At 71.0% G+C, this 16678-nt stretch carries 14 protein-coding genes; 7 read left to right on the forward strand and 7 right to left on the reverse strand.

Features of this window, described 5'->3' with window-relative positions:
* The first annotated feature begins 14 nt into the window (after positions 1-14).
* Positions 15-632 carry a helix-turn-helix domain-containing protein gene (locus ACFYUV_RS46275; protein ID WP_357976178.1) on the forward strand — a complete coding sequence of 206 codons (618 nt, stop codon included), beginning with the start codon at positions 15-17 and terminating at the stop codon, positions 630-632.
* A gap of 272 nt (positions 633-904) precedes the next feature.
* Positions 905-3235, forward strand: a complete 2331-nt coding sequence (locus tag ACFYUV_RS46280; RefSeq protein ID WP_387681316.1) for a helicase-associated domain-containing protein — start codon at positions 905-907, stop codon at positions 3233-3235.
* A 25-nt stretch (positions 3236-3260) separates the two neighbouring features.
* Here ACFYUV_RS46280 and ACFYUV_RS46285 read toward each other — a convergent pair whose 3' ends face one another.
* On the reverse strand, positions 3261-4613 hold the full coding sequence (locus tag ACFYUV_RS46285) for a hypothetical protein (RefSeq protein WP_387681317.1): 1353 nt from the start codon (positions 4611-4613) through the stop codon (positions 3261-3263).
* A 422-nt stretch (positions 4614-5035) separates the two neighbouring features.
* Here ACFYUV_RS46285 and ACFYUV_RS46290 point away from each other — a divergent pair, with 422 nt between their 5' ends.
* From ACFYUV_RS46290 to ACFYUV_RS46300, 3 genes are all read left to right on the forward strand, one after another.
* A complete protein-coding gene (locus ACFYUV_RS46290; RefSeq protein ID WP_387681319.1) occupies positions 5036-6511 on the forward strand; it encodes an AMP-binding protein in 1476 nt (491 codons plus the stop codon).
* 68 nt (positions 6512-6579) lie between these two features.
* Positions 6580-6939, forward strand: a complete 360-nt coding sequence (locus tag ACFYUV_RS46295) for a hypothetical protein (RefSeq protein ID WP_387681322.1) — start codon at positions 6580-6582, stop codon at positions 6937-6939.
* A gap of 67 nt (positions 6940-7006) precedes the next feature.
* On the forward strand, positions 7007-8659 hold the full coding sequence (locus ACFYUV_RS46300; protein WP_358298746.1) for a DNA repair helicase XPB: 1653 nt from the start codon (positions 7007-7009) through the stop codon (positions 8657-8659).
* Positions 8660-8878: 219 nt separating this feature from the next.
* Here the strand turns inward: ACFYUV_RS46300 and ACFYUV_RS46305 are convergent, their stop codons facing one another.
* The gene (locus tag ACFYUV_RS46305; RefSeq protein WP_387681326.1) at positions 8879-9184 is read right to left on the reverse strand and encodes a hypothetical protein; all 306 of its coding nucleotides are present in this window, start codon (positions 9182-9184) and stop codon (positions 8879-8881) included.
* A 150-nt stretch (positions 9185-9334) separates the two neighbouring features.
* Here ACFYUV_RS46305 and ACFYUV_RS46310 point away from each other — a divergent pair, with 150 nt between their 5' ends.
* Together ACFYUV_RS46310 and ACFYUV_RS46315 are read left to right on the forward strand one after the other, a co-directional pair.
* Positions 9335-11335: a HelD family protein gene (locus ACFYUV_RS46310; RefSeq protein WP_387681329.1), complete on the forward strand. Its 2001-nt coding sequence runs from the start codon at positions 9335-9337 to the stop codon at positions 11333-11335.
* 62 nt (positions 11336-11397) lie between these two features.
* Positions 11398-11928 (forward strand): YbhB/YbcL family Raf kinase inhibitor-like protein, encoded by a 531-nt coding sequence (locus ACFYUV_RS46315; protein ID WP_387681332.1) that lies wholly within the window; start codon positions 11398-11400, stop codon positions 11926-11928.
* Positions 11929-12029: 101 nt separating this feature from the next.
* Here the strand turns inward: ACFYUV_RS46315 and ACFYUV_RS46320 are convergent, their stop codons facing one another.
* The 5 genes from ACFYUV_RS46320 to thrC all read right to left on the reverse strand — a co-directional run bounded on the left by ACFYUV_RS46320 (position 12030) and on the right by thrC (position 16669).
* Positions 12030-12566 (reverse strand): hypothetical protein, encoded by a 537-nt coding sequence (locus tag ACFYUV_RS46320; RefSeq protein ID WP_387681335.1) that lies wholly within the window; start codon positions 12564-12566, stop codon positions 12030-12032.
* 152 nt (positions 12567-12718) lie between these two features.
* Positions 12719-14347, reverse strand: a complete 1629-nt coding sequence (gene groL, locus ACFYUV_RS46325; RefSeq protein WP_357696638.1) for a chaperonin GroEL — start codon at positions 14345-14347, stop codon at positions 12719-12721.
* 344 nt (positions 14348-14691) lie between these two features.
* The gene (locus tag ACFYUV_RS46330) at positions 14692-14892 is read right to left on the reverse strand and encodes a cold-shock protein (protein ID WP_106250594.1); all 201 of its coding nucleotides are present in this window, start codon (positions 14890-14892) and stop codon (positions 14692-14694) included.
* 243 nt (positions 14893-15135) lie between these two features.
* Positions 15136-15411, reverse strand: coding sequence for a MoaD/ThiS family protein (locus tag ACFYUV_RS46335; RefSeq protein WP_352361720.1), 276 nt, complete (start codon positions 15409-15411; stop codon positions 15136-15138).
* A 25-nt stretch (positions 15412-15436) separates the two neighbouring features.
* Positions 15437-16669 (reverse strand): threonine synthase, encoded by a 1233-nt coding sequence (thrC, locus tag ACFYUV_RS46340; protein ID WP_364339916.1) that lies wholly within the window; start codon positions 16667-16669, stop codon positions 15437-15439.
* Positions 16670-16678: the final 9 nt, after the last annotated feature.

The raw sequence follows: 16678 nt of genomic DNA on the forward strand, positions 1-16678 counted from the left end.
GTATCTGCACAGACATGACCAGATCGACCCGTGAGCGGATCATCGACGAGGCCCTGCGGCTGTTCGCCGAGCGTGGCTACGCCGCCACCTCCGTGGCCGAGATCGAGGCCGCCTCAGGGCTCTCCCCGGGCGCGGGCGGGCTCTACAGGCACTTCAAGTCCAAGTACGAGGTGCTCGCGGCCGCGATCAACGAGCATGCCGCCCGCACCAGGAGCCAGGTCGCCGAGAGCCTGGCCGAGCTGAGCACCATGGAAGCCGCCGCCGGCCTGGAGGACCGCCTGTCGCTGCTGTGCCGGGCGGGCCTGGCCAAGGTGCGGGAGGAGTCGGAGCTCACCCGGGTGTTCTTCCGGGACCTGAGCCAGTTCCCCGAGCTGGTCGCGGTGGTCCGCGAGGGGCTGCTGCAGCCCATGTTCGACGCGATCACCACCTGGTTCCGCGCCCAGCCCGAGTACGCCGACGCCAAGGTCGACTGGACGGGCATCGCCGCGGTGCTCGGCGGCTCGGTGGTCCACTACCGGCTGTTCCAGGAGACCGTGGGCGAGATGCCGGGCCACGCGGAGAAGGACCAGTTCGTCGCCGCGTGGGTACGTCTGGCCGTCGGACTGCTCCCCAGCCCCGCGCCGGTCAGCTGACGTCGAGCAGCCGGTAGGCCAGCCAGGCGACGCCCCGGCCCGGCCAGCTTGTCGCCCGCCGGACCGGTCGCGGCGCGGCCGGTCCTGGGTCGGACGGCCGGGAGGCGCAGGGTGGCCCGCAGCCGCCGGGCGAAGTCGAGCCGCTGGTCGGGCCTGAGCACGCCGTGCGCCGCGTCGGCCGCCCTGCTGACGTAGTTCAGCACCATTTGGTCCGCGCGCTCCATCACGTCTGGCAATGCTGCCCCGATCAGGCGGGACATACCATGGCAACGATGGAGTTCACGGAGTGGATCAGGGGGCGCACCGACGAACAGCTTCGGGCGCTCGTCTCCGCGCGGCCTGAGTTGATCACTCCGGTGCCCGCGCATCTGGAAGGGCTGGCCGCGCGGGCCGCCAGCCCTTCGGCGATCGGCAGGGTGCTCGACCGGCTCGACCGGTTCACGCTGGCCGTCGTCGAGACGCTGGCCGTACAGGACGGGCCGGTGACGAAGGCGGCGCTGCGCGGCCTGATCGGGCGGGCGCTGGCGGCGGGCAGGCCCGAGCCCGCGCTGACCGCGGCCCTCGACCGGCTGCGTGACCTGGCGCTGGTCTTCGGCCCCGACAACGCGCTCGACCTCGGGCCGGGCGTGCGCAAGGTCCTGGAGGAGCCCGCCGGGCTCGGCCCCAGGGTCGTCGACGTGTTCCGGCACCACCCGCCCGAGCAGCTCGACGAGATGGCCGACGACGTCGCCCCCGGCACCGACGGGCCCGGCAAGGAGCGGCTGGCCGCCGCGCTGTCCGCGCCCGAGGCCCTGGTGGCGGCGGTCTCGCCCGAGGCCAGGGGCGCGCTCGACCAGCTCGTGTGGGGGCCGCCGACCGGACGGGTGCCCAACGCCAGGCGCGAGGTGCGCGTGGCCTCGGCCCGTTCGCCCATCGAGGAGCTGCTGGCGCGCGGGCTGCTCGCGGCCACCGGCGAGGAGAGCGTGACGCTGCCCCGCGAGGTGGGCCTGCACCTGCGCGGCGGGCGCGTCCACCGCGACCTGCTCGCCGTGCCGCCCGCGTTGGGCGGGGCCGCGCGCGACCGCGAGCTGGCCGACCGTACGGCGGCGGGCCAGGCGTTCTCGTTCGTCAGGTCCGTGGAGGAGCTGTGCGAGCGGTGGAGCATCGATCCGCCGGGGGTGCTGCGCACCGGCGGGCTCGGCGTACGCGACATGAAGCGCACCGCGACCGACCTCGACCTGCCCGAATGGGCGGCGGCGCTGGTCGTCGAGGTGGCGCACGCGGCGGGGCTGGTCGCCGCGGGCGGCGGCGTCGACGGCGAGTGGCTGCCGACCTCCGGCTACGACCTGTGGCGGGTCAGGGCCACCGCCGACCGCTGGGTGACGCTCGCCGCGACCTGGCTGCACATGGACCGCGTGCCCGGCCTGGTCGGCGAGCGCGACGACCGCGACCGGCCGCTCAACGCCCTGCACACCGACCTGCGCCGGGCCTCCGCGCCGGGGGTGCGCACGGCGGCCCTCGGCGTGCTGGCCGCCGCGCCGGGCCTCGCGCCCGACCGCGACTCGGTGCTCGAACGCCTGGCCTGGGAGCAGCCGCGCCGGCGCGGGCCGCTGCGCGAGCAGCTCACCGAGTTCGCGCTGCGCGAGGCCGAGCAGATCGGCGTGACCGGGCTCGGCACGCTGTCCGGCCACGGACGGGCGCTGCTCGACGGCGGCGACGCGGCCGGCCTGCTCGCGCCGCTGCTGCCCGAGCCGGTCGACCACGTGCTGCTGCAGGCCGACCTCACCGCCGTCGCCCCCGGGCCGCTGACCAGCGAGCTCAACCGCTGGATGACGCTCACCGCCGACGTCGAGTCCAAGGGCGGCGCGACCGTCTACCGGTTCGGCGAGGGCTCGATCCGGCGGGCGCTCGACGCCGGGCACGGCGGCGAGGAGCTGCTGGCGATGCTGGCCCGCCATTCGGCCACGCCGGTGCCGCAGGCCCTGTCGTACCTGGTGACGGACGTGGCGCGGCGGCACGGGCGGATCCGGGTGGGCACGGCCAGCGCCTACGTCCGGTGCGACGATCCGGCGCTGCTCGACCAGATCACCGCCGACCGCCGCGCCGCCGCGCTGCGCCTGCGCCGGCTGGCCCCCACGGTGATCGCCTCGCGCTCGTCCAGGGCGGCGCTGGTGGACTCGCTGCGGGCCATGGGGTACGCGCCGGTCGCCGAGTCGCTCGACGGCGACGTGATCATCTCCCAGCTCGACAGCAGGCGCACCGAGGGGGTGGCGCCCGTACGCGCCGTGGCGTCGGTCAGCGGGCTCGATCCCGAGGTGGCCTCGGCGGCCGTCCGCGCGCTGCGCGCGGGCGACGCGGCTCACCTGGCGCGGCGCGAGCCGGTCGACGCCCCGGGCGGCGCGGTGCCCCGAGGCCCCGCCACCGCCACGATCTCGGCCCTCCAGGACGCCATCAAGCAGGGCGTACGGGTGTGGATCGGTTACCTCGACTCGCAGGGCAACGCCACCTCGCGCATCCTGGAGCCGGCCCGGATGGAGGGCGGCTACCTGACCGCGTACGACGAGACCAGGGCGGCCGTCCACCGCTTCGCCCTCCACCGCATCACCGGCGTCGCCGGCCTCTGACCTGGCTTCCCGGCCCGCGTCCGGGTCAGGGGTGGCGGGTGAGCGCGTGGGCCGCGAGCCGGGCCGCGGGGCCGTCCCCGGCGGCCAGGCGGCGCAGGTGGGCCGCCGCGTCGGCCGGGTAGCGCAGGGACAGCCCGCCGCACAGCCCGGCGACCGCCGCGGCCGCCCGCGGGTCGGCCGGGTCGCGGGCCCAGGTGAGCGCCAGGCGCAGGGCCTCGGGGGCGAGGGCGTCGTCGGCGCACATGTACGACAGCGCACTGCCCGCCGCCAGCCGTTCGCCCGCCCGCCCCCGGGCCCACACCTCCAGGAACTCCTGCCGCGCCTCCCTGAACGACCAGGCGGCCAGCAACGCCACGCCCTCGGCCGCCCGCGCGCGCACGTCGTCCCCCTGGAGGGCCAGCGAGCGCACCCACTCGCGCAGCGGCTGCCACAGCCAGTAGCCGTACCGGGCGACCAGCTCGCCGAGCACCTGGGCGCGGTGGTCCGGGACGCGGAAGACGACCAGACCGTCCCGCACGGCGATCAGCGGGTGCGGCGCGCCGGTCGGCCCCGGCCCCGGCTCGTGGGTCTCCCGGCTCCGCTCGAACGCGGCCAGCCGGCGGGCGAACTCCGGCTCGGGCAGCCCGTGCGCGAACGCGAGCGCCGCCACCGCCCGCACCTCGTGCATCGGCGGCTTGGTGTCGAACCAGGCGGCCACCTCCTCGCCCGCGGGCTCGTCGTCCCGCACCAGGCGCGTGGCCAGGCGGACGACCTCGGCAGGCGTGCGCAGCGCCAGCGCGCGGACCCGGGCGGTGGCGGCCCCGGCCGGGGCGCTCCGGCCGCCGAACGCGCTCAGGTACAGGTCGAACAGCTCGCCGGGGTCGGGCGCGCACCACGGCTGCTCCACCTCGACCGCCCGCGACGGGACGCCGTTCCGGGTGATCACCAGGTACGACCCCAGCTCGGCGAGCTTGCGGGCCAGGTCGAGCAGCTCGCTGGGGTCGGTGCTGCCGGCGATCCAGTCGTGCAGCAGGTACGCCCGCCCCGGCCCGTACTCGGTCCTGACGAGCAGGTCGGCGGCGCTGCCGGTCGGCGAGAGCACGGTGATCCTGCCCTCGGCCAGCGACATGCGCGACAGCAGAGCGATGGCGCCGAGCCGCTTGCCCAGGTCCGCCTCCCCCACCAGGACGAGCAGATGCCGCATGGACAGCCGGCGCACCGCGTCGGCGAAGCCGGCGGGCTCCAGGTAGGAGCGCAGCAGGGTGTCGGCCGCGCGCCGGTCGAGGTCGCGGGCCACCGGGACGACCAGAGGCCGGAGCTGCTCGTTGATGGCGATGACAAGCTCGGTGAGCGTTTTGTCGTCGAGGTCGCTCTCGCCTGCTTCAGGCGTGTCGATCACGAAGTCACCTCGGGCCTGACTGGGACGTTGACTGTGGAAAATGTCTTTCGCGAACTTTTTTGTCCGGCGACTTGTTTCCCCGGCTTATGGATTGACCGTGCGCCGCCCGGCAGCCACCGCTCTGACCAGGCATTCCTTGCGAAGCTCGCGGCCACGGCCGCCGGCGCGCGCATGTCGATCATGTCCTCCATTGCTCTGGGCGACGGGCCGGTGACAAGAACCGCGACAGGCCATCTGGTAGCACGGAACCCTAGTTATCCCACCAATACACGATCTAGCGCCACCCGAAAACTCGAATGACCTTCTAGGCCGATATTGGACATTTACTCGGCATGAGAGCATCGTCCACAATCGTCAGTCAAGGGGGGACGTGTGAACGTTCAGGGTTGACTGCGCGCGGCGCCTCCGATCAGGTTGTGCATGTGACCGAGCAAACGCTGGGCCAGCTGGCCGAGGAGTCATGGAACCGCTTCGACGACCACGACTCGGTGTTCTACGAAGGGGTCTGGCACCGCAGCCACGCGCTGGCCGGACGCGCGCGCCGGATGTGCGGCGGGTTCGTCGAGGCCGGGGTCCGGCCGGGCGACCGGGTGGTCGTGATGATGGCGACCTCCCCCGAGGTCCCGATCGTCTACCAGGCGTTGTGGGCGGCGGGCGCGGTGGTCACGCCCGTGGTCTTCCTGGTGGGGGCCGAGGAGCTGCGGCACATCCTGCTCGACAGCGGCGCGGCCGCCGTCGTCACCTCGCCCGAGCTGGTGGAGACCGTACGGGCCGCCGCGGTGGACGTCCCGATACATGTGGACACGGCCGAGCTGGAGAGCGCCACCGAGCACGGACGGGTGCGCAGGGGCCCCGGCGACCTGGCCGCGCTCATGTACACCGGCGGCACCACGGGCGTCGCGAAGGGGGTCATGCTGAGCCATCGCGGCCTCTGGCAGGTGGCGAAGGACGCATACGAAATATCCCATCAAGAGGGGAAAAATCGTGCGATCGTGCCTGTGCCGCTCTCGCACGCGTACGGGTTGATCATCACCGTGGCCGGCCTGCACGCCACCGAGCCCCAGCAGGCCGTGCTCATGCGCTGGTTCGAGCCGGAGGCGTTCCTGCGACTGGCCGCCGAGCAGCACGTCCAGTACGGCACCGTGGTGCCCGCCATGATCCACATGCTCCTGGCGCAGCCGCTGGAGTCGCACCCGCTCCCCGACCTGGCCTACCTCACCTGCGGCGCGGCGCCGCTGGGCCGGGAGGCGCTGCAGGAGTTCGAACGCCGGATGCCGGGCACGCAGATCCTGGAGGGCTACGGCCTGACCGAGACCAGCGCCGTCACCACCTTCAACCCGCCGGGCAGGCGCCGGCCGGGCAGCGTCGGCCTGCCGCTGGCCGGCTACACGATCACCATCCGCGACGCCGCGGGCGAGGCGGTGGAGTGCGGCGACGTCGGCGAGATCTGCGTCAGCGGCGACTCCCTGATGCTCGGCTACTGGGGCGAGCACGAACCCGACCCCGAGGGCACCGCGCTGGTCGGCGACGAGCTGCGCACCGGCGACATCGGCTGCGTGGACGACGACGGCTACCTCTACATCGTCGACCGCAAGAAGGACCTGATCATCCGCGGCGGCTTCAACGTCTTCCCGCGCGACGTCGAGGACGCGCTCAACCAGCACCCCGACGTGGTCATGTCGGGCGTCGTCGGCCGTCCCGACCCGCGGCTGGGCGAGGAGGTCGTGGCGTTCGTGCAGCTCAGACCGGGGGCCGAGGAGAACGCCGAGGAGCTCATCGAGTGGGCGCGCGACCGGGTCGGACGGGTGAAGTACCCGCGCGAGGTGCGTTTCGTGGAGTCGATCCCGGTCACCAGCGTGCTCAAGCTCGACAGGAAGGCCCTGCGCGGGCGGTTGTGACCGTCCGCGCACACCGGGTCGGGCGCGCCCGTATTCCGTGATAAACGTTGACCTGTCTGGAGGTGAACGTGAGTCAAGAAGATCCGTCCGGCTACCCGCACCTGCCTTACGGGGCGCCCTACGGCGAGCAGCCGCCTCCGCAGTACGGCTACGGCTACGGCTACGGCGTGCCGCCGCGGCGCGACGAGGGCCCGCAGGCCGCCGCGATCGTCGCCGTCGTGCTCAACTTCCTGTCCCTCGCCTCCTGCCTCAACGTGCTCGGGCTGCCCGGCGGCATCCTGGCCGCCGTGGCGCTGACGCGGGTCCGCGAGCAGCCGAGGAGCGCCCGTTCGCTGCTGGTCTGGAGCTGGGTGCTGTTCGGCGCCGGTTTCGTGCTGAACGTCGGGCTCTTCCTCTTCCTGGGCCTCACCGGCCGCCTGGACGACTGATCGATTACCCGTTCCGGGACTGTTCCTGCCGTCGTGTGTGTTGGATAAGGGTCAACCGTAGGAAGGGATGTCCGTGAACGACGGCCCGCTCATCGTCCAGTCGGACAAAACGCTGCTGCTCGAGGTCGACCACGAGAAGGCCGACGCGTGCCGCAAGGCGATCGCGCCGTTCGCCGAGCTCGAACGAGCGCCTGAACACGTCCACACCTACCGCGTCACGCCGCTCGCCCTGTGGAACGCGCGTGCCGCCGGCCACGACGCCGAGCAGGTCGTCGACGCGCTGATCGGCTTCAGCCGCTACCCGGTGCCGCACGCGCTGCTCGTCGACATCGCCGAGACCATGGCCCGCTACGGGCGCCTGCGCCTGGAGAAGGACCCGGCCAACGGGCTGGTCCTGACCTCGACCGACCGCGCGGTGCTCGAAGAGGTGCTGCGCTCGAAGAAGATCCAGCCGATGCTGGGCGAGCGCCTCGGCGCCGACTCTGTCATCGTGCACCCGAGCGACCGCGGCAACGTCAAGCAGGCGCTGCTCAAGCTGGGCTGGCCCGCTGAAGACCTGGCCGGTTACGTCGACGGTGAGGCCCACCCCATCAAGCTGCTCCAGGACGGCTGGGAGCTGCGCCCCTACCAGCGCGAGGCGGCCGACGCCTTCTGGCACGGCGGCTCCGGCGTGGTCGTGCTGCCCTGCGGCGCGGGCAAGACCATCGTGGGCGCGGCGGCCATGGCCCACGCCCAGGCCACCACGCTGATCATGGTGACCAACACGGTCAGCGCCCACCAGTGGAAGACCGAGCTGCTCAAGCGCACCTCGCTGACCGAGGACGAGATCGGCGAGTACTCCGGCAACAAGAAGGAGATCCGCCCGGTCACCATCGCCACGTACCAGGTGATGACGACCAGGCGGAAGGGCGTCTACAGCCACCTGGAGCTGTTCGACGCGCGCGACTGGGGCCTGATCGTCTACGACGAGGTCCACCTGCTGCCCGCGCCCATCTTCCGGATGACCGCCGACCTCCAGGCCCGCCGGCGGGTGGGCCTGACCGCGACGCTCGTGCGCGAGGACGGCCGCGAGGGCGACGTGTTCTCCCTCATCGGCCCCAAGCGCTACGACGCGCCGTGGAAGGAGATGGAGAACCAGGGCTGGATCGCGCCGGCCGACTGCGTCGAGGTGCGGGTCACGCTGACCGACGAGGAGCGGCTGGCGTACGCGATGGCCGAGGCCGAGGAGCGTTACCGCTACTGCGCCACCACGCCGTCCAAGACGTACGTGACCGAGGCGCTGGTCCGGCGGCATCTGGGCGAGCAGGTGCTGGTCATCGGCCAGTACATCGACCAGCTCGACGAGCTCGGCGAGCATCTCAACGCGCCGGTCATCAAGGGCGAGACCAGGGTCAAGGAGCGCGAGCGGCTCTACCAGGCGTTCCGCGACAAGGAGATCCAGGTCCTGGTGGTGTCGAAGGTGGCTAACTTCTCCATCGACCTGCCCGAGGCGGCCATCGCGATCCAGGTGTCGGGCACGTTCGGGTCGCGGCAGGAGGAGGCCCAGCGGCTCGGGCGGGTGCTGCGGCCCAAGGCCGACGGCGGTGGCGCCCGGTTCTACACGGTGGTCAGCAGGGACACCGTCGACCAGGAGTTCGCCGCCCACCGGCAGCGATTCCTGGCCGAGCAGGGATACGCCTACCAGATCATCGACGCCGACGACGTGCACGGCGAGGTGTGACCGGTTGAATGCCCGGCCGCTCGTTGCCTGAGCGGCCAGGCACGGCGTTTATGTCACGTCCACGAGACTCCGCGGGTCGTCGACATCGAACCACCCCCCTCACCTGCGTACTATCACGCCGCCTGCGACATACCCCCATGATCCGACAAACGCACCTGAAATGCCCGACTTTTTCGGTATTCCCACGTTCACTCAGAGATACGGTCTTTGCCGGGTTCGCTAGCCGGCCAGCAGGCCGCCGAGGAACAGCACCGCGCCGGCGACGATCCAGGCGGCGACCCCCGTCCCCATGAGCCGGCTGAACGTGCGCGGGTCCTGCCGGGACGCCGGCACCAGCCAGGCGGCCAGCGTGGCGCAGGCGGCCGGCACGGCGAACAACCCCGACACCGCGCAGACCACGCCGAGACGCCGGGAGCACGCCGCCGGGGACTCGCCGCCCGCGCAGAACGCCTCCAGCCCCCAACCGGCGAAGACCGACATCCCCCAGAGCGCCGCCAGCAGGAAGCTCGCGACCGTGGGGATCATCGGCGAGAGGATCAGGCGAAGCCGCGCCACCTTCCCTCCGTACCCCGCCGCGCGCCGGTAAATGCTTTGGAGGCGCCGCACGGCCGCCGTTAAACTAGTCGATTCGCTGCCTTGACCACCTCCGTTTTCCAGCATGGGAGGCGCTTTCGCATGCCCACACACCAACTGGCTCCCGACATACCCTCCGACGTGCTCGCCGCCGAGCAGGCCCACCTAGCCGAGTCCAGGGCCGCGCTCAAGGCGATGCGGGCCCACGCCCAGTCGTTGTCGGCCGACACGGCCGGCGACTGGGTCTCGCAGCAGATCCTCCAGTCGCTGCTGGACCAGCGCGTGGCCGCCCTGGCCGACCATCCGGACACCCCGCTGTTCTTCGGCCGCCTCGACCGCGAGGGCGGCGACGACCTGCCGGGCACCCTCTACGTCGGCCGCCGCCACGTGCACGACGGCACCAGCCGGCCGCTGGTCATCGACTGGCGCGCGCCGGTGTCCCGCGCGTTCTACCAGGCCAGCCCGGCCGACCCGATGGGCGTCGTCCGACGCCGCCGCTTCGGCTACCACGGCGGCGCGCTGACCGCGTTCGAGGACGAGCCGCTCGGCGAGGGCGGCGAGGTCGGCCCCTCGAAGATCCTCACCGAGGAGATCGAACGCCCGCGCACCGGCCCGATGCGCGACATCGTGGCCACCATCCAGCCCGACCAGGACGAGATCGTCCGCGCGACGCTGGCCCAGACCGTGTGCGTCCAGGGCGCCCCCGGCACCGGGAAGACCGCCGTGGGCCTCCATCGGGCCGCGTACCTGCTGTTCACCCACCGCGAGCGGCTGGCCAGGTCGGGCGTGATGATCGTGGGCCCGAACCGGGCGTTCCTGTCCTACATCTCCTCCGTCCTGCCCGCGCTGGGCGAGGTCAAGGTCGACCAGACCACCGTGGCCGGGCTGCTCGGCGAGCACGCCGCCGAGGAGGACCCGATGGTCTCCGCGGTCAAGGGCGACGCCAGGATGGCCGCGGTGCTCGAACGGGCGCTGTGGATGCACATCGTCAAGCCCGAGGACGGCCTGGTGTTCACGAAGGGCGCTTACCGCTACCGGGTCGCCGACCACGAGGTGCGCGAGATGGTGGCCTCCCTGCGCGGCACCACCCGCTACTCGCCGGGGCGGGCCGCGCTGGCCCAGCGCCTGGCCCACCAGGTGCTCGTACGGATGGAGCAGCGTGGCGAGTCGCCCGACGACCGGGTCCAGGACGCGGTGGCCCGGTCGAGGCCGGTCAAGCAGCTCGTCGACGCGGTGTGGCCGAAACTGACGCCGGAACAGGTCCTGCACCGCCTGCTGTCCGACCCAGAATTCCTCACAAAAGCCGCCAAAACTGATTTGTCGCCTGACGAGCAGGAAATGCTGCTTTGGCGGAAGCCTTATCGGAGCTGGAAGTCCGCCAAATGGTCGGCCGCCGACGCCGCGCTCCTCGACGAGCTGCGCGACCTCATGGAGCGCACCCCGTCCCTCGGCCACCTCGTCGTGGACGAGGCCCAGGACCTGTCCGAGATGCAGCTGCGGGCGCTCGGCCGGCGCTGCCGCAACGGCTCGGCCACCGTGCTCGGCGACCTGGCCCAGGGCACCACGCCGTGGTCCACCACCTCGTGGGAGACCGTGCTGAAGCACCTCGGCCAGGACGAGGGCGAGGTGACCGAGCTGACGCTCGGCTTCCGCGTGCCGCGCGAGGTGCTCGACTACGCGGCCCGGCTGCTGCCCTCGATCGCCCCCGCGCTGGCCGCCCCGCGGTCGCTGCGTCCGGGCGCCGGCTCGCTCACGGTCCGGCCGGGCGGCACGGTCGCCGAGGCCGCCCGGGAGGTCCTGGCCAGGGAGGGCTCGATCGGGGTCATCGTCCCCGACGCGATGGTGGCGGCGGTCTCCGAGTCGCTGTCCGGCCTGCCGCACGCGGTGCTCGACCCTGACGCGACGCAGGAGCACCGCCTGCTGATCGTGCCCGCCACGCTCGCCAAGGGCCTGGAGTACGACCACGTGATCGTCGTGGAGCCGGCCGACATCGTCGAGGCCGAGCCCCGCGGCCTGGCCCGCCTCTACGTGGTCCTGACCCGCGCGGTCACCTCGCTCACGGTGCTGCACGACAGGCCGCTCCCGGCGCAGCTCGGAACCTGACGGAGGGCGGGCACGGCCGCTTCTAGGATGGCCTGAAGGAGCTGTCAACCTAGGAGGATGCCGTGCCCGCACCGCTTCCGCATGAACACCTGCCCCCGGTCCCCGCGCTCGTGGTGGAGAGCGACGACATCCGCGACGGCGAGCGGCTGAACGACCTCCACGTCTTCGACGACTGGGGGATGACCGGCGGGAACGTCTCGCCCCAGCTGCGCTGGTCGGGCGCGCCCGAGGGCACCCGCGGCTACGCCGTCACCTGCCACGACCCCGACGCCCCCACCGGCAGCGGCTTCTGGCACTGGGTGCTGTTCGACCTGCCCGGCGACACCACGGAGCTGCCCAGGGGCGCGGGCACCGGCCCCGACTTCAAGGGCCTGCCCGCCGGCGCGGTCCACGCCCGCAACGACTACGGCACCAAAGACTACGGCGGCGCCGCTCCCCCGCCCGGCGCCCCTCACCGCTACGTCTTCACGGTGCACGCGCTCGGGGTCGACGAGCTGGGCGTCGGCGGCGACGCCACCCCGGCTGTGGTCGGCTTCAACATCACCGCCAACACGCTGGCCCGCGGCCACATCGTCGCGCACTTCGGCGTCTGAGACCGGCACAACACCGCGGCGAAGGCGCCCCGTTCGCGTTCGGGGCGCCTTCGCCGTGGTGCCGCGTCGGGTTCCGTACGCCCGGCGCCACCAGACGGGGTTCAGTCGCCCTGCACCAGCTCGTCCGCGAACGTGAAGTCCCCGGGGGCGTTGGACGACAGGTCCTCGCTCTCGCCGCCCGACTCGCCCTCGAAGGCGTCCGAGACGTCCTCACGCTCGCCGGACATGTCCTGACCCTCGTCCGAGACGTCCTCACGCTCGCCGGACATGTCCTGACCCTCGTCCGAGACGTCCTCGCGCTCGCCGGACATGTCCACGCCCTCGTCCGAGGCGTCGCCGCGCTCGCCGGACCGCTCGTCGGCCTCGTCCGACGACCTGTCCTCGGCTTCCTCCGACGACCTGTCCTCGCCCTCCTCCGACATCTCCCCGCGCTCGTCCTGCGACGTCCACCTGGACGGCGAGGCGCAGTAGTCGCGGTCGTACAGTTCCAGGTAGCCCGCGCAGTAGGGCACGTCGACGTACTCCAGGGCCTCGTCCAGGTAACCGTGGTCGTCTGCCTGGGCGGGCATCGTCATGGCGGCCGCGGCGGCCAGCATGACGGCTCCGAGCCCGAGAACGCGCGCGGTGCGGGAATTCATGTAACTACTCCTTTGTGCGGTGAATCGTCACTTAGTTTCGTTACTGTCCGTAGTCTATAACTACTAAACGTGACAGGATCGGACACAACAAAAGGCGGCCGGATCCTTGGAGATCCGAACCGCCTTCTGATGCGTCAGCGACCAGGCGAGGCCTAGAAGTCCATGTCGCCGCCGCCGGGCATGCCGGCCGGAGCAGCAGGGGTCTTCTCGGGCTTCTCGGCGATGACGGCCTCGGTGGTGAGGAAGAGCGCCGCGATGGAGGCGGCGTTCTGCAGCGCGGAGCGCGTCACCTTGGCCGGGTCGATGATCCCGGACTCGAACATGTTGACGTACTCGCCGGAAGCGGCGTTGAGGCCCTCGCCCGGGGTCAGGTTGCGCACCTTCTCCACGACGACGCCGCCCTCAAGACCGGCGTTGACCGCGATCTGCTTGAGGGGCTCCTCAAGAGCCTTCTTCACGATCGCCGCGCCGGTGGCCTCGTCGCCGTTGAGCTCGAGCTTGTCGAACGCCTTGGCGCCGGCCTGCAGCAGCGCCACGCCACCGCCGGGGACGATGCCCTCCTCGACGGCCGCCTTGGCGTTGCGCACGGCGTCCTCGATGCGGTGCTTGCGCTCCTTGAGCTCGACCTCGGTCGCCGCGCCGGCCTTGATGACCGCCACGCCACCGGCCAGCTTGGCCAGGCGCTCCTGCAGCTTCTCGCGGTCGTAGTCGGAGTCGGTGCGCTCGATCTCGGCGCGGATCTCGTTGACCCGGCCGGAGATCGCCTCGGCGTCACCGGCGCCGTCGACGATGGTGGTCTCGTCCTTGGTCACCACGACCTTGCGGGCGCGGCCGAGCAGGTCGAGGGTGGCGGTCTCGAGCTTGAGGCCGACCTCCTCGGCGATGACCTGACCGCCGGTCAGGATCGCGATGTCGCCCAGCATGGCCTTGCGGCGGTCGCCGAAGCCCGGGGCCTTGACGGCCACGGAGCGGAACAGGCCGCGGATCTTGTTGACCACCAGGGTCGCCAGGGCCTCGCCGTCGACGTCCTCGGCGATGATCAGCAGCGGCTTGCCGGACTGCACGACCTTGTCGAGCAGCGGCAGCAGGTCCTTGTTGGCCGAGACCTTGCTGTTGACGATCAGGATGTACGGGTCTTCGAGAACGGCCTCCATGCGGTCGGAGTCGGTCACGAAGTACATCGACGTCATGCCCTTGTCGAAGCGCATGCCCTCGGTGAGCTCAAGCTCCAGGCCGAAGGTGTTGCTCTCCTCGACGGTGATGACGCCTTCCTTGCCGACCTTGTCCATCGCCTCGGCGATGAGCGAGCCGATCTCGGGGTCGGCGGCGGAGATGGAGGCGGTGGAGGCGATCTGCTCCTTGGTCTCCACGTCCTTGGCCAGCTTGGAGAGCTCCTCGCTGACCCGCTCGACGGCGGCCTCGATGCCCTTCTTCAGGGCCATCGGGTTGGCGCCGGCGGCCACGTTGCGCAGACCTTCGCGCACCAGAGCCTGGGCGAGCACGGTGGCCGTGGTGGTGCCGTCGCCGGCGACGTCGTCAGTCTTCTTGGCGACTTCCTTGACCAGCTCGGCGCCGATCTTCTCCCACGGGTCCTCGAGCTCGATCTCCTTGGCGATGGAGACGCCGTCGTTGGTGATCGTGGGAGCGCCCCACTTCTTCTCCAGCACGACGTTGCGCCCCTTGGGGCCCAAGGTCACCTTGACGGCGTCGGCGAGCTGGTTCATACCGCGCTCGAGACCGCGCCGGGCGTCCTCGTCAAACGCGATCATCTTGGCTGCCATAAGGCTAGACCTCCCAGATGCAGGGTGGCGTGTCCTGGACCGAGCCGACGCCCGCGACGGCATAGGCCTGCATCTCCGTTCGGCAGACCCCATCGTCTCGATCCGAGTTGTTGGCACTCTGCCACACAGAGTGCCAACGAACTGTTTAGCACTCTACCCTGCCGAGTGCAAGCCACGGGCACCCCACCCCAGCTCATCGGGCAGGTCATCGGGTGCGCCGGTTCGCACGGCGAGCCGCCCCTGAGGCGCGGCCCGCCGTGCGAAGCCGACGGAGGAAACAGTGGCGAGCCCGTACGGACTGCGCTGCCGCACGTCCCGCCTTGGTGCATACCAGCGAGGGTGAATCAGACCGTGCGGACGGACTCCGCCTGCGGCCCCTTCTGGCCCTGCGTGATCTCGAACTCGACACGCTGTCCCTGTTCGAGAGAGCGGTACCCGTCCATCATGATCGCTGAGTAATGGACGAATACATCCTTACCACCGTCTACCGCGATGAAGCCGTAGCCCTTGTCCGCGTTGAACCACTTGACGGTGCCCTGCGCCACTTCCGACTCCTCTTACTGGGCTCGCAGATCTCGCCCATTCCTTCGCGAGACCCGTAATCGCATGACTTTTGGGAAAATCAGCCAGACGATCGCCCTCGACCATACCTGTGGCACGGGGTTTGGCAACAGAGTCAACCGACAAAACGCTAATTTCATCGAAGGCTGAGTCGTTCGAGGTTGAATTTGGTTCTAAAACAAGAAGGCGCCCACAAGGGGCGCCTTCAAGAGTCGGTGGTCCGGCGGTCAGCCGCCCGCGACGGCGGGGATGATGGAGATCTGAGTGCCTTCAGGGGCGGGAGTGTCCAGGCCCTCGGCGAAACGGACATCCTCATCACCAACGTATACGTTGACAAAACGACGAATCTTGCCCGATTCATCCAGAATTCTCGCGCCGATCCCCGGGTAGTCGGAGTCAAGCTTGGCGAGAACGTCACGAAGAGTCGCCCCTTCGCCACTCACTTCGGCGTTACCCCCGGTGTAAGTGCGCAGAATGGTGGGAATCCGCACAGAAACGCTCATGGTTTTTGTTGCCTTTCCTGGATTGTCAGACAGTCGCGCGGAACGCGTCGAGAGAGGGCCGGATCACGGCGGTGGGCCGCGCGTCGTCACTGATCGCGTCGAGCGTCTTCAGGCCGTCGCCGGTGTTCAGGACCACCGTCTCGGCCTCGGGGTCGAGCCTGCCCGTCTCGACGAGCTTCTTCAGCACGCCCACCGTGACGCCGCCCGCGGTCTCGGCGAAGATGCCCTCGGTGGAGGCCAGGAGCTTGATGGCGGCGACGATCTCGGGGTCGGTGACGTCCTCGACGCCCCCGCCCGTGCGCCGGGCGATGTCCAGCACGTACGGCCCGTCGGCGGGGTTGCCGATGGCCAGCGACTTGGCGATCGTGTCCGGCTTGACCGGCTGGACGACGTCGTGCCCCGCCTTGTACGCCGTCGAGACCGGCGAGCACCCGGCCGCCTGGGCCCCGAACACCTTGTAGGGGGTGTCCTCGACCAGCCCGAGGGCGATCAGCTCCTTGAACCCCTTGTCGATCTTCGTGAGCTGGGAGCCGGAGGCGATGGGGATGACGATCTGCTCCGGCAGCCGCCAGCCGAGCTGCTCGGCGATCTCGTACGCGAGCGTCTTGGACCCCTCGGCGTAGTAGGGCCGCAGGTTGACGTTGACGAACCCCCACCGCTCGCCCAGCGGGTCGCCGATCAGCTCCGAACAGAACCGGTTGACCTCGTCGTACGTGCCGTCGATGCCGATCAGCCGGCCGCCGAACACCCGGGCCATGGCGATCTTGGCCGCTTCGAGGTCGGCCGGGATGAACACGCACGCGTCGAGGCCGGCCCGCGCGGCGGCGGCGGTGACAGCGCCGGCGAGGTTGCCCGTGGAGGAGCAGGAGAGCGTGTGGAAGCCGAAGTTCCTGGCCGCCTCGACGGCGATGGCGACCACCCGGTCCTTGAAGGAGTGGGTGGGGTTGCCCGAGTCGTCCTTCACGTGCAGGGACCGGATGCCGAGCGCCTTGCCGAGGTTGCCGGCCTTGACCAGCTTCGTCCAGCCCGGGTTCATGTTGGGCTTGCTCGCCACGTCGGCGGGGACCGGGAGCAGGGAGCGGTAGCGCCAGATGTTGGCGGGGCCGGACTCGATGTCCGCGCGGGTCACCTGGCCGAAGGAGTAGGCCGCTTCGAGCGGCCCGAAACACTCCAGGCAGGCGAAGCTGGGACCCAGGGGGTAGCGCGTGCCGCACTCGCGGCAGGACAGAGCGACGGCAGGACCAAAGTCGAGCGACATGAAGCGAGG

It is taken from the genome of Nonomuraea sp. NPDC003560, assembly GCF_042878785.1.
GTDB lineage: Bacteria > Actinomycetota > Actinomycetes > Streptosporangiales > Streptosporangiaceae > Nonomuraea.

Coding starts and splice junctions, on each gene's coding strand:
- ACFYUV_RS46275 (WP_357976178.1), top strand. CDS start 15: ATGACCAGATCGACCCGTGAGCGGATCATCGACGAGGCCCTGCGGCTG.
- ACFYUV_RS46280 (WP_387681316.1), top strand. CDS start 905: ATGGAGTTCACGGAGTGGATCAGGGGGCGCACCGACGAACAGCTTCGG.
- ACFYUV_RS46300 (WP_358298746.1), top strand. CDS start 7,007: ATGTCCGTGAACGACGGCCCGCTCATCGTCCAGTCGGACAAAACGCTG.
- ACFYUV_RS46305 (WP_387681326.1), bottom strand. CDS start 9,184: ATGATCCCCACGGTCGCGAGCTTCCTGCTGGCGGCGCTCTGGGGGATG.
- ACFYUV_RS46310 (WP_387681329.1), top strand. CDS start 9,335: ATGCCCACACACCAACTGGCTCCCGACATACCCTCCGACGTGCTCGCC.
- ACFYUV_RS46320 (WP_387681335.1), bottom strand. CDS start 12,566: ATGAATTCCCGCACCGCGCGCGTTCTCGGGCTCGGAGCCGTCATGCTG.
- groL (WP_357696638.1), bottom strand. CDS start 14,347: ATGGCAGCCAAGATGATCGCGTTTGACGAGGACGCCCGGCGCGGTCTC.
- ACFYUV_RS46335 (WP_352361720.1), bottom strand. CDS start 15,411: ATGAGCGTTTCTGTGCGGATTCCCACCATTCTGCGCACTTACACCGGG.
- thrC (WP_364339916.1), bottom strand. CDS start 16,669: ATGTCGCTCGACTTTGGTCCTGCCGTCGCTCTGTCCTGCCGCGAGTGC.